Annotated in this window: 11 protein-coding genes; 4 read left to right on the top strand and 7 right to left on the bottom strand. The window is 67.7% G+C overall.

Going from position 1 to position 12,717, the window contains the following annotated elements:
- Window positions 1-56 precede the first annotated feature (56 nt).
- The 4 genes from BM388_RS01460 (at window position 57) to BM388_RS01475 (ending at window position 4,810) form a co-directional block, all read left to right on the top strand.
- Window positions 57-1,412, top strand: coding sequence for a cbb3-type cytochrome c oxidase subunit I (locus BM388_RS01460; protein WP_089846448.1), 1,356 nt, complete (start codon window positions 57-59; stop codon window positions 1,410-1,412).
- 57 nt (window positions 1,413-1,469) lie between these two features.
- Complete coding sequence (locus tag BM388_RS01465) at window positions 1,470-2,282, top strand: CbbQ/NirQ/NorQ/GpvN family protein (RefSeq protein ID WP_089846450.1); 813 nt, start codon at window positions 1,470-1,472, stop codon at window positions 2,280-2,282.
- A gap of 297 nt (window positions 2,283-2,579) precedes the next feature.
- Window positions 2,580-4,526: a nitric oxide reductase activation protein NorD gene (locus BM388_RS01470; protein WP_089846452.1), complete on the top strand. Its 1,947-nt coding sequence runs from the start codon at window positions 2,580-2,582 to the stop codon at window positions 4,524-4,526.
- A gap of 65 nt (window positions 4,527-4,591) precedes the next feature.
- Complete coding sequence (locus BM388_RS01475) at window positions 4,592-4,810, top strand: hypothetical protein (protein ID WP_089846454.1); 219 nt, start codon at window positions 4,592-4,594, stop codon at window positions 4,808-4,810.
- Between the two features lie 78 nt (window positions 4,811-4,888).
- On the opposite strand, the gene BM388_RS01480 is transcribed toward BM388_RS01475, so the two are convergent.
- The 7 genes from BM388_RS01480 to BM388_RS01510 form a co-directional block, all read right to left on the bottom strand.
- Window positions 4,889-5,179, bottom strand: a complete 291-nt coding sequence (locus tag BM388_RS01480; RefSeq protein WP_089846455.1) for a hypothetical protein — start codon at window positions 5,177-5,179, stop codon at window positions 4,889-4,891.
- 102 nt (window positions 5,180-5,281) lie between these two features.
- Complete coding sequence (locus tag BM388_RS01485) at window positions 5,282-5,863, bottom strand: cytochrome c oxidase subunit 3 family protein (RefSeq protein WP_089846457.1); 582 nt, start codon at window positions 5,861-5,863, stop codon at window positions 5,282-5,284.
- Complete coding sequence (locus BM388_RS01490; RefSeq protein WP_245781428.1) at window positions 5,860-6,324, bottom strand: DUF4870 family protein; 465 nt, start codon at window positions 6,322-6,324, stop codon at window positions 5,860-5,862. The genes BM388_RS01485 and BM388_RS01490 overlap by 4 nt, the downstream gene beginning before the upstream one ends.
- 217 nt (window positions 6,325-6,541) lie before the next feature.
- Complete coding sequence (locus BM388_RS01495) at window positions 6,542-7,924, bottom strand: MFS transporter (RefSeq protein WP_089846459.1); 1,383 nt, start codon at window positions 7,922-7,924, stop codon at window positions 6,542-6,544.
- A gap of 163 nt (window positions 7,925-8,087) precedes the next feature.
- Window positions 8,088-9,740 (bottom strand): MFS transporter, encoded by a 1,653-nt coding sequence (locus BM388_RS01500; protein WP_089846461.1) that lies wholly within the window; start codon window positions 9,738-9,740, stop codon window positions 8,088-8,090.
- A gap of 275 nt (window positions 9,741-10,015) precedes the next feature.
- The gene (narL, locus tag BM388_RS01505) at window positions 10,016-10,678 is read right to left on the bottom strand and encodes a two-component system response regulator NarL (protein ID WP_089846463.1); all 663 of its coding nucleotides are present in this window, start codon (window positions 10,676-10,678) and stop codon (window positions 10,016-10,018) included.
- Between the two features lie 16 nt (window positions 10,679-10,694).
- Window positions 10,695-12,581, bottom strand: coding sequence for a histidine kinase (locus tag BM388_RS01510; RefSeq protein ID WP_089846466.1), 1,887 nt, complete (start codon window positions 12,579-12,581; stop codon window positions 10,695-10,697).
- Window positions 12,582-12,717: the final 136 nt, after the last annotated feature.

Consider the following 12,717-nt stretch of genomic DNA (forward strand, 5'->3'; position numbering starts at 1 on the left):
CGGACCGCCGGGACGCCGGACCGCGGATCGCGGATCAATCGAGGAGAACGATACCGATGAAATACGAAACCCAGAAGGTGGCGCTGCCCTTCTTCATGGTGGCCATGGCGCTCTTCGCGCTGCAGGTGGTCTTCGGGCTGCTGGCCGCCACCGTCTATGCCTGGCCCAACTTCATGGCCGAGGTCATGCCCTTCAATATCATGCGCGTCAGCCATACCAACCTGCTGATCGTCTGGCTGCTGATCGGCTTCATGGGCGCCACCTACTATCTGATGCCGGAAGAGGCCGAGCGCGAGACCCACAGCCCCACCATCGCCTATATCCAGCTGGCGATCTTCGCCTTCGCCGGCGCCGCGGCGCTGGTCGGCTACCAGTTCGGGATCCACGAAGGGCGCGAGTTTCTCGAGCAGCCGTTCTGGATCAAGGTACTGATCACCATCTCGTTCCTGATGTTCCTGTTCAATACCAGCATGACCCTCGCCAAGGGGCGGCGAACCGCCATCAACCTGGTGCTGATGCTGGGCCTGTGGCTGGCCGCAGTGTTCTGGCTGTTCGCCTTCTACAACCCCTCCAACCTCGCCGTGGACAAGCTCTACTGGTGGTGGGTGGTGCACCTCTGGGTCGAGGGCGTGTGGGAGCTGATCATGGCGGCGCTGCTGGGTTACCTGCTGATCAAGATGACCGGCGTCGACCGCGAGGTGATCGAGAAGTGGCTCTATATCATCGTCGGCCTGTCGCTGTTCTCCGGGCTGCTGGGCACCGGCCACCACTATTACTGGATCGGCGCGCCGAGCTACTGGCAGCCCATCGGCAGCATCTTCTCCACTCTGGAGGTGATCCCCTTCTTCGCCATGGTGGTGTTCGCCTTCACCATGTTCTGGAAGGGCAGCCGCAACCATCCCAACAAGGCCGCCATGCTGTGGGCCCTGGGTTGCCCGACCGTGGCCTTCTTCGGCGCCGGCGTGTGGGGCTTCATGCACACCCTGCACTGGGTCAACTATTACAGCCACGGCACCCAGGTCACCGCCGCCCACGGCCACCTGGCCTTCTACGGGGCGTACGTGATGTTGATGCTTGGCATCATCACCTTCGCCATGCCGCAGCTGCGCCGCGTGCAGCCCTATAACCAGGTGCTGAACATGTGGGGCTTCTGGATCATGACCGGCGCCATGTGCTTCATGACCTTCACGCTGACCTTCGCGGGTGTCGTCCAGACCCACCTGCAGCGCGTGCTGGGGATGAACTACATGGAGGTGCAGGACCAGCTCGGTCTCTTCTACCTGATGCGCCTGGGCGCCGGCGTGGCGGTGGCCATCGGCGCGGTGATGCTGATCTATGCCTTCTTCGGCCCGGCTCGCGAGCAGGTGCCGGCCGGCGGCACCCAGCTGACCGCGGGGCCCGATCGCGCCTGACCCACCGAGGGCCCCGGTCGGGGCCCTCGTTCGTTCACCCAGACGGGAGTGATCCCCATGCCGCTTTCCTCCGTGGCCGCCGACGCCGACGAGCAGGCGATTCCCTACTACCAGAGCGTCGGCAACGAGTGCGCCCTGTTCGACCAGGCCTTCCAGCAGCGCCTGCCCATGCTGCTCAAGGGGCCGACCGGCTGCGGCAAGACCCGCTTTGTCAGCCACATGGCGGCCAAGCTCGGCAAGCCGCTCTACACCGTCTCCTGCCACGACGACCTGACCGCCGCCGACCTCACCGGACGCTATCTGCTGCAGGGCGGCGAGACCCGCTGGGTCGACGGCCCGTTGACTCGCGCGGTGCGCGAGGGCGGCATCTGCTACCTCGACGAGGTGGTGGAGGCGCGCAAGGATGTCACCGTGGTGCTCCACCCGCTGACCGACGACCGCCGCCTGCTGCCCCTGGAGCGCACCGGCGAGCTGCTCGAGGCGCCGGACGACTTCATGCTGGTGGTCTCCTACAACCCGGGCTATCAGCACATCCTCAAGTCGCTCAAGCCGAGTACCCGGCAGCGCTTCGTGGCGATGTCCTTCGATTTCCCGCCGCCGGCGGTGGAGCGCGACATCGTCGCCCGGGAGAGCGGTCTCGAGCCCGATCGCTGCGCGGCGCTGGTCAACCTGGCGGCGAGCCTGCGCGCGATGAAGGGCCAGGACCTGGAGGAGGGCGTCTCCACCCGGCTGCTGGTCTACTGCGCGACCCTGATCGGCGCCGGCATGCCGATCCTGGAGGCCGCCCGTGCCACCCTGGTGGAGCCGCTCTCCGACGACGCGGACGTTCAGGAAGGGCTGATGGAAGCCATTCAGGCCACTTTCGGCTAAGAAGGTGCTGATGCCTTGCCGCCGAGTCACCGGAAACGGCCCACCGGAGAGGGGCGCCGGGAACAGGTCGAAGAGGAGGTCATTTGCCAGGGGTGAGGAGGATTCCTCCGAACGGGCTGGCCAAGAATGGCCAGCACCGGACCTGCAAGCGGAGCAGGACGCGAGAGCGAAGCAGGGCAAATGTAGCGCCCAGGGACGGGTTCACAGCGCCTCCTCGTAGCCCTGTACCCGGCAAAGCCCCGGTGCTTCACCGGCGTAACGTCAATCCAGCTCGACACATGCACCAGGAGACAAGGGATGCTGGACTTTCTAGAGGTCGAGGAGACCGTCGGCCGCTTCTGGCACCGCTGGGCGTCCGGGGCGGCGAGCTACCCCGACCACCCCGAGGCGGCGGTGACCCTCGAGAGCCTGCGCCCCATGCTCGGCGTCTTCTTCCGCGCCGGCGGCGGCGAGGCGGGGGTCGAGGTGGCCGCCATTGCCCGGCGCGCCTCGGCGCACCGGCTGAGCCTGCGCCAGCGCCTGGGCCTCGATGAGGAGGATCTCGACCAGGCCCGTCGCGACGAGGAGCACCTGCTGCTGCCGCCGCGCCTGGCGCTGTTTCCCGAGGCGACCCTCAACCGCGACCTCTACCTGTGGCTCACCGCCTTCCTGGCCGAGGCCCGGCCGGTAACGCTTGCCGCGGACCCGCTGCAGGCCGATCTCCAATGCCTGCGCGAGGCACGTCGCACCGTGCGGGCGGCGCTGGCGCGCTTCCCGGGTCTGACGGATCGTTACGTGCGGCTGAGCGGCGAACTGCTCGCCATCCGCCCGCGGCGCAAGGGGCTGCCGCCCATGGAGGCCGCCCTGGAGGCTGCCGTGCGCGCGGAGCTGGGCGCGCCCGACCCCGAGGAGGCCTGGGCCCGCGCCATGCAGCGGGCCCTCCGCGAGCCGGACCGCCCCCTGGACGACTTCCGCGCGCCACGCGGCTATCGGCCGCTGCTGCCGGTGCCGCTTTGGGGCCAGGCCATCACCCTGGGCACTCGCGACGAGGCCCGCGAGGCCACCCAGGACGACGACGAGACGCCGACCAGCGCCGCCGCCTCCCCCGAGGACGACCAGGGCAAGCGCAAGGCCGACCGCCGCGAGCAGGACCAGGCAGACCGCGACGACCCGCTGATGCTCAACAACATGGAGAAGATGCTCTCCTGGGCCGAGATGGTGAACCTCAACCGCCTCGTGGACGACGATGAGGAAGAGGAAGCCAAGAAGGCCGCCGATCAGATCGACGAGATCGTGCTCACGCCCAACCGCAAGCGGGCGGCCTCGACGCTCAAGCTCGACCTCGACCTGGCCCCGGACGAGGCCAGCGGCGGCCGGCTGGCGGGGCGCCATACCTATCCCGAGTGGAACCACCGCCGCCAGGCCTACCTTCCCGATCACTGCGTGGTACTCAGCGGCGTGCAGGAGGAGGAGGGCGAGGACTGGACGCCGGACGAGACCACCCGCCGGCGCATCCGCCGGGTGCGCCGCGAGTTCGAGGCCCTGCGCCCGCGGCGCGAGCTCCTGCGCGGTCAGCTCGACGGCAGCGAGCTCGACATGGACGCGGTGATCCGCTCTCGCTGCGACCTGGCCGCCACCGGCGAGTCCAGCGATCGGCTCTACATCGACAGCCGCACCCAGGCCCGCGACCTGGCGGTGTCGATCCTGGTCGACGTGTCGCTCTCCACCGAGGCCTGGCTGCAGGATCGCCGGGTGCTGGACGTGGCCAAGGAGGCGCTGCTGGTGCTGGGCCACGGCCTGGCCGGGTGTGGAGACGACTATTCGATTCACAGCTTCACCTCCCAGCGCCGCCACAAGGTCTGGGTGAATACCCTGAAGGACTTCGACGAGCCCATGGGGGAGCGGGTCTCGCGGCGCATCTCGGCGCTCAAGCCGGGCAGCTATACCCGCATGGGACCGGCCATTCGCCATCTCACCAAGCAACTGAGCGAGCGGCCCAACCGCCATCGGCTACTGCTGCTGCTCACCGACGGCAAGCCCAACGACAACGACTACTACGAGGGGCGCTACGGCATCGAGGACACCCGCAAGGCGGTGCTCGAGGCGCGGCGTCAGGAGGTGAAAGTGTTCGGCGTGACCATCGACCGCGAGGCGGGGCAGTATATTCCCCACCTGTTCGGCCGCGGCGGCTACGCCATCGTGCAGCGCCCGGAGCACCTCTCCCTGGCGTTGCCGGGTATCTATCGCCAGATCATCGCCACCTGAACTTCACCATCAGAACGTCATCACCAGAGCCTCGTCCGGCGAGGCCCAACGCAAGGAGGAGTGCCATGTCTCCCCGTTCTCGATTCGTGCTGGCCGCAGCGACCTGGTGCCTGGCCGCCGTGGCGCTGGTGCTGCCGCTGGTGTGGCTGCTCAACAACCGCGACTGGGGCATCGGCCTGATGCTGCTGACTCCGTTCCTGGTCTACGGCCTGATGCGCCTGGGCCGCGCCCTGGAGGGGTGGGCAAGGGCGACGCCGCCACCCGAGCACTCGCAGCGTCGCTAGCCACCCCCCACGATCTGGAACCACACGACGTCGAAGGGCCTGCGGATGCAGGCCCTTCGGCATTGCGGGCAGTGAGTATCAGGTAAAGCGCGCCGCCAGGTAGCCGCCGGCGATCAGCGCCAGCGTCAGCAGCACCAGGCCCACGAAGGTGCCCTTCCAGGCCGGCGTGGCGGCGCGCAGGTTGAGATAGACCATCAGGAGCCGCTGCGCCTTGAAGCCGGTGGCGGCGATCACCAGGCCCGCCGACCACAGCGGCAGCGCCTGCCAGCTGTGCTGGTCCAGGCGCGCCGAGACCATCGAGAGCAGCGTCAGGGCCATCAGCGTGGCCCAGGTGGTGAGCAGGCGGCGGGTGCCGGGAAGCGTAGTCATGATCACCTCGGGAGAGAGCCTTCAGCTTGATGGAGAGCCTTCAGCTTGATAAAGAGCCCTCAATTAGCTGAAGAGCCCTCAGCGCAATAGGGAGCTATCAGCTCAGCGTAATAGATAGAGCAGCGGGTAGAGCAGGATCCAGATCAGGTCGACCATGTGCCAGAAGGCCGCGGCGGTCTCCACGTTTTCGGTGGAGGTGCGCCACGTCACCAGGGCCAGCAGCGCCAGGCCGAACAGCACGTGGGCGAAGTGGAAGGCGGTTAGCCCGTAGTAGAAACCAAAGAAGGCGTTGGTCTCCGGGGTGATGCCGGCGGCGAACTTGCCGGCATACTCGATTCCCTTGATGACCCCGAACAGCACGCCCAGCGCCATGGAGACCCCCAGCCATTGGCGGGCACGGCGGATCCGGTCGGCGCTCACCGCCTCCACGGCCAGGGCCACGCAGAGCCCGCTGGTCAGCAGCACCAGGGTGTTGAGTCCGCCGACCAGCGGGTCGAGCTGGCGCTGGGAGGCGTCGAACAGCGCCGTCGCCCCGACACGCTGTGCGGCGTAGAGCGCGAAGAAGGCGCTGAAGACCAGCATCTCGCTCAAGATCAGCACCCACATCAGCGGGTTGCCGGGCAGCGCCGAGAGCGGACCCCAGCCGGGGTTGGGCAGCTCGCGTGGCAGGGTGCGCTCGCTCATTCGTCCGCCAGGGTGACCCGGGCGCCACCGAAGGCCAGGCTCGTCGGGTCGCGCACCGGCTCATTGGAGGTCAGCCGGCTGATGCCCACGCCGCAGCGCGCCACCATCCAGATCAGGCAGGCGGTGAAGTAGACGTAGCCCAGCGCCCAGGGCGCCACCGCGGGGGCGCCGACCAGCCCCAGCAGCTGCCAGGCGGCGACGAAGAGCCCCCCGCCCAGCATGCCCAGCCAGAAGGTGCGGATCTGGAACTGCAGGTGACTCTGCACCCAGGGCGCGGCGTGGCGCCGCTTGAGGTGGGCGATCAGCACGCCGATGGGCGCGGTGACCACGGCCAGCACGCTGCCCAGGAACAGCATGTAGACGACGATGGCCGCGCCGCGGCCGCGGGCGGCCTTCTCCGAGTCGAAGTCGCCGTCGTGGGCCGGGGAGTGAAACTGAGTGTGGGACTGGGTTAGGGACATCGGGGAACACCTCGCATCCGGCACTCGGCCGGAGTCCGTATAGAGGGCCGGCCTATTGATGTATTTCACATGCCACTATAGCGCGGGGTGCGCCTGCCTTCCCTAACCTGGATCAAGTCCGCGCCCGTAAACGCGAATGCCGCCCGTGGGCGGCATTCCTGAGTCGGCATTCCTGAAGTGAAGTGAGTGGAGTGAGTGGCGTGAATGGCGGAGCGGATCAGGCCTCGGCCTGCCGACCCGGGCGTGACGGCGCGGCGTCGTCAGCGGCTGCTTTTCCTGCGGCATAGCGGGCCGACGGCTCCTGAAGCTCCGGCAGGTAGCGATAGCGCTCCTCGCCGAGCTCCGGCACCCGGGCGCGCTCCATGCGCCGGATCGCGCCGTGCATCCAGATCAGCGACACGGCCACCAGCACGAAGAGCACCATGTAGGAGCTGGTCCAGACCCCGGTGAGGTCGAGCACGACGCCGAACAGGATGGGCAGGAAGAAACCGCCCAGGCCGCCGATCATGCCGACCAGGCCGCCCACCGAGCCGACGTTCTCCGGATAGTAGACCGGGATGTGCTTGTAGACCGCGGCCTTGCCCAGCGATATGAAGAAGCCCAGCAGCACGGTCAGCACCACCACGCCCCACAGCGGCATGGCGAGCGAGAAGGCGATCTGGCCCTCCTTGCCCTCCACCACGTAGTGGGTCTCGGGATAGGCGAGCAGGAACAGGCAGACCAGCGAGGCGATGAAGGTCAGGTACATGATCGAGCGCGCGCCGTAGCGGTCGGACATCCAGCCGCCGAGCGCCCGGAAGACGCTGGCCGGCAGGGTGTAGAGGGCGGCCAGCGAGCCGGCCACGGCGATGCTGACGTCGTAGGCCCCCACGTAGTAGCGCGGCAGGTAGGAGGCCAGGGCGACGAAGGCGCCGAAGACGAAGAAGTAGTAGAGGGCGAAGCGCCACACCTGCAGGTGCTTGAGCGGGGCCAGCTGTTCCCGGGCGGAGGTGGCCTTGCCGCCCTGGCCGCGCCGGGAGAGCGTCAGCGGATCTTCCTTGGAGAACACCCAGAAGCCCACGGCCACCACGGTCAGCACGATGGCGTAGATCACCGCGGTCTGCTCCCAGCCCAGCGCCAGCAGCAGGAAGGGCGCGGCGAAGTTGGTCACCGCCGCCCCGGCGTTGCCGGCGCCGAAGATGCCCAGCGCCGTGCCCTGGCGCTCCTTCTCGAACCAGTAGGAGGTGTAGGCGATGCCGACGATGAACGAGCCGCCGGCGAGGCCCACGCCGAGCGCCGCGACCAGGAACATCGCGTAGGACTCGACATAGGAGAGCAGAAAGACGCAGGCCGCGGTGACCAGCATCAGCAGGCTGAAGACGCGCCGGCCGCCGAACTGCTCGGTCCAGATGCCGAGGAAGATGCGGCTGATCGAGCCGGTCAGGATCGGGGTGGCCACCAGGATGCCGAACTGGGTCTCGTTGAGGCCCAGATCCTGCTTGATCTTGATGCCGATGATGGAAAAGATCGTCCACACCGCGAAGCAGGTGGTGAACGCCAGGGTGCTGAGTGACAGCGCCCGGATCTGTTGGGGCCGGGTCACCCCTTCGAGGTGTTTCATGTCGTGCCTCCTTCGGCGTGCATGAATGGTCGCTTTCCAGACTGGCAGGCGGAGGGCGGGGGATATTGATGTGCATCAAGTCCGCCGCCCCGCTACCCCTTGATATTCCAGGCCTATCCCTTTGGGAGTAGGGCGCCTGGCGGCGCCCCATCCTCTTGCGGGTTCAGGGGTTCTTCACGTAGGCGCCCGGGCGCAGGTAGAACCACCAGTTGACGACCAGGCAGAGGGCGTAGAAGACCGCGAAGCCGTACATCGCCATCTCCGGGGTGCCGGCCTTGATCTGCTCGCCCATCACCCGCGGGGCGATGAAGGCGCCGTAGGCGGCCACGGCGGAAGTCCAGCCGAGCACCGGGCCTTTCTGCTGCAGGTCGAAGATGAAGCCGATGCTGCGGAAGGTGGAGCCGTTGCCGATGCCGCTGGCGGCGAACAGCACGATGAACAGTCCAAGGAACATCCAGAAGTACTGGTTGGGGTCGGTGGCGTTGTAGGCCAGCATCATCACGTAGCCCACCGCCGCGGAGGCCAGGACCATTACTACGGAGATGGCCTGGGTGACGATGGCGCCGCCTACCTTGTCGGAGATCCAGCCGCCCACCGGACGGATCAGGGCGCCGACGAAGGGCCCCATCCAGGCCCAGGTCAGGGCGCTGGGGGCGTCGGGATTGGCCACGCGGGTGATGGTGCCGTCGGCGGCTACCTCCATCATGTTGCCGAAGATGACGCTGATGGAGAGCGGCAGCGCTGCGGAGAAGCCGATGAAGGAGCCGAAGGTGGCGATGTAGAGCACCGTCATCGCCCAGGTGTGCTTGTTGGAGAAGATCGCGAACTGCTTCTGGATGTTCGGCTTGATGTCACCGGGAATCAGGCGCAGCAGGCCCAGGGTCAGGGCGATGGTCAGCGGCAGGGCGAGCCACATGTTGAGCCAGCCCAGGGCGACCACGCCGATCACCGAGGTGATCAGGCCCACGCCGTAGAGGCCCAGGATCTTGCCGAAGGCCTGCACGGGAGAGCCGGGGTTGGGGGTGATGGCGCGGATGTTGTTCATGCCGAACCAGCCGGCGAAGGCCAGCGGGATCAGAAAGACCAGCCAGATGAAGCCGGCGTTCTGGATCCAGGTGTCGGTGCCCGCCTCGATGCGCCCGATCAGGGTGCCGCTGGCCTTCTGGAGTTCCATGGCATCACCACCCAGCGCGCCGAAGAGGCCGACGGTCATCACCAGCGGGATCAGGATCTGCATGGTGGTAACGCCGAAGTTGCCGAGGCCGGCGTTCATGCCCAGGGCATAGCCCTGCTGCTTCTTGGGGAAGAAGCTCGAGATGTTGCTCATCGAGTTGGCGAAGTTGCCGCCGCCGATGCCCGAGAGCAGCGCCAGGGCCTGGAAGACCCAGAAGGGCGTGCCCGGGTTCATCAAGGCGATGCCGGTGCCGAGTGCCGGAATCATCAGCAGAGCGGTGGTCAGGAAGATGGTGTTGCGCCCGCCGGCGATGCGGATCATGAACGACGCCGGGATGCGCAGGGTGGCGCCGGCGAGACCGGCAATGGCGGTCAGGGTGAACAGCTGATCCACCGTGAACGGGAAGCCGAGGTTGCGCATCTGGGTGGTGATCATGCCCCACATCAGCCAGACGGCGAAGCCCATCAGCAGGCTCGGGATGGAGATCCAGAGGTTGCGGCTGGCAATCTTCTTGCCCTGCGTCTTCCAGAACTCCTCGTTCTCGACGTCCCAGTGTTCGATGTCGGCGTTGCGCCGCCCGCTGGGCGGAAGCGGCTGTCGCTGGCCCTCCCAGCGGGTGGAGTCGGCACTCTCTCTGGTCATGGTGGTTCCCCCTCGCGGTCTCTCGGTGGCGCCCCTCGCGCGATGGCGGTTGACCGACATCAAGCCAGGGGCTTTGCCACGCAAGATACGCCCGGGGAACCGGCGGCGAAACGGCCTAAAAAGGCCGCCAAAACAGCGAGATACCCCTTGAGGGGTAGAGGGGTTGGCGAGGGCTTGCCTGCTATATCAGGGGCTTAGGCTCACCCCCGGGGCGGTGGCGGACCGGGGACGGGCGGCGTGAATCTTTGGAGGTATCCACACAGAGCCCCGCCTGGCTACTTGTCCACACCCTCCTGCACGGCCCACACCGCGGCCTCCACCCGGGAGCGCAGGTTGAGCTTCTTGAGCAGGTGCTTGACGTGGACTTTCACCGTGCCCTCGGTGATGTCGAGCTGGCGGGCGATCAGTTTGTTGGAGAGGCCCGCGGCCAGCTCGCGCAGGATCTCCCGCTCGCGCTGGGTCAGGCTGTGGATATCCGGGGTGGCCGGCTGGCTGCGCTGACTGCGCAGCGCCTCGGCCAGCAGGGCGGTGAGGCTCTCGCTGATCACCATTCGGCCCAGCGCCGCCTGGCGCAGCTGGCGGATCATGTCGTCCGGGTCCATGTCCTTGAGCAGGTAACCATCGGCGCCGGCGCGCAGGGCGGCGACCACGTCCTCCTCGTGGTCGGAGACGGTGAACATCACGATGCGTCCGGCGAAGCCCTCCTGGCGCAGCCGCTTGAGGGTCTCGATGCCGTCCATCCCCGGCATGTTGAGGTCCAGCAGCACCAGGTCCGGGTCCAGCTCGCCGGCCAGCCGGACGCCTTTCTCCGGCTCACCGGTCTCGCCGGCGAGCGACAGGTCGTCCTCCAGCTCGAGCAGCTGGGTCACCCCGCGGCGCAGCAGCGGGTGATCGTCGATGATCAGGAGGGTGGCGGGGTCGTGGGCGTTTCGGGTCATCCGGCAGGGTCCCTGTTCACGGGTTGAAGGCTTTCGGCGGCTCGGCGGGCTGCTGGGCGATCAGACGGTCCGTCTGCGGGGTGAAGGCGATGGCCACGAGGGTACCGCCGGCGTCGCGGTTGCGCACCCGGAAGTCGCCGCCCAGGGTGTCGGCCCGGTCGCGCATGATCACCAGGCCATAGTGCATGGGCGGTGAGTCCTGCTTCTCGAGGCCGATGCCATCGTCCTCGATCATCACCTCGAGGCGGGCCTCGGCGAAGCGCACCGTGACCGCCGCCCAGTGAGCCCGGGCATGCTTGTGCACGTTGGCCAGCGCCTCGCGCACCACCTGCAGCACGTGGATCTCCTCGTTGGGGGTGAGCAGATGCGGCGGCACGTCGACGTAGAGCTCCACCGTGAAGCCCAGGCGCTCGCTGAACTCCAGAGTGGTCTGGCGCAGGGCGCTCGAGAGCCCCGGGCCGTCGAGGCGCAGCCGGAAGGTGGTGAGCAGTTCGCGCAGCTGGCGATAGGCGCTGTCGAGCCCGGTGCGCAGCTCGTCGAACACCGGCCCCTGGGTCTCCCGCGGCATCTCCTTGGCCTGCATGCGCTCCAGGCGCGCCACCTGCATCTTCAGGTAGGAGAGCGACTGGGCCAGGGAGTCGTGGAGTTCGCGGGCGATGATGGTGCGCTCGTTCATCAGCGTCACCTGCTGCTCCTCCTCGATGCGCCGCTGCAGGTAGACCGCCGTGGCCAGCTGGTCGGAGAGGGTGAAGAGCAGCCGGCGGGTGCTGGCGCTGAGCGGCTGTGCGGTGGGGTACCAGACCTCCAGGGTGCCGAGCAGGGTCTCGCCGATGCTCACCGGCAGCATCAGGCACTCCGATCCTTCTTCCTCGGAGAGCTCCAGGGGCTGGGGGTCGATCAGACAGGCGTGGCAGTCGTGGTTGCGACAGTAGGTCGGTCGGCTGGGCGAGTGGGTGGCCAGTATCGACACCTCGCGCTGGTCGAAGGGGTCGTGCAGCGCGAGGCCGATGGGGCCGATGCCGAGCAGGTCCTCGAGGCGGCGCAGCATGGGGGCGGCGCTGGCGCAGAGGTCGTTGCCCCCGCCGTAGAGCTCACGGCTGCCGTCGTGGAGGATCTGCATGGCCTCGTTGCTGCGCGCCAGCTCCTGCTTCTTGCGCGACACCCGCGCCTCGAGCTCCGCGTAGCTCTCGCCGAGCTCCGCGGCCATGGTGTTCAGGGTGTTGCCGAGCAGCGCCAGCTCGTCGCTGCCCGAGAGCCGGGTACGGTGGCCGAAGTTGCGTCGTCCGGCCTCCCGGGCCAGTACCACCAGCTGGTGCAGCGGGCCCACCAGGTTGTGGCGGATGTCGTAGAGGGCGATCGCCACCACCACCGCGGTCAGCAACAGGAAGAGGATCTGCAGGGCGCTTAGCAGGCGGATCTTGGCCTCGCTGTTCTGCTCGAGCCGGGTGACCATCTGGTCGATGTCGCCCACCAGGACGTCGAGGGCCTGGCGCAGGGCCTCGACCTCAAGCCCGCCACCGGCGATGGCGCGGATCACCTGGGGCGCCAGCGCTTCTTCCCAGCGCGTCTGCAGCAGCCGGTACTGCTCGCGCAGGGGGTGGTCCTCGGCCTCGGGCAGCGCCGCGGTCAGCCGGGGGCTGACCAGCCGTTCGTGGAAGCGCTCGCTCAGCGCCTGGATCCGTTCGCGATGCCACGGCGCAGGCTCGCTTTGGTAGCGCTGCAGGGCCGCGACGATCTGGTAGGTGTTCATGCGCAGTGAGCCGGCCACATTGATGGCGGCGGCGTCGCCGCGGCTGCCGTTGGCCACCATCATGGTCACCACGATGCTGATCAGCGCCATGGCGCTGATCGCCAGCAGCGAGGCGCTGATGCGGGCCACCAGGGAGCGCTGCAGCAGCTTCATCGGGGTCTCCAGCCGGACGAACGAGAGGGCGTATGACACTATACCCTAATAGGTAGGCGCCGCTCCCTCAAAGGCGTACCCCGACTGCCTCTTTGACGTCCTCCCCCCGGCTCCCGAGACTTTCAGGTACTCCTTC

The organism is Halomonas saccharevitans, from assembly GCF_900116405.1.
GTDB classification, from domain to species: Bacteria; Pseudomonadota; Gammaproteobacteria; order Pseudomonadales; family Halomonadaceae; genus Halomonas; species Halomonas saccharevitans.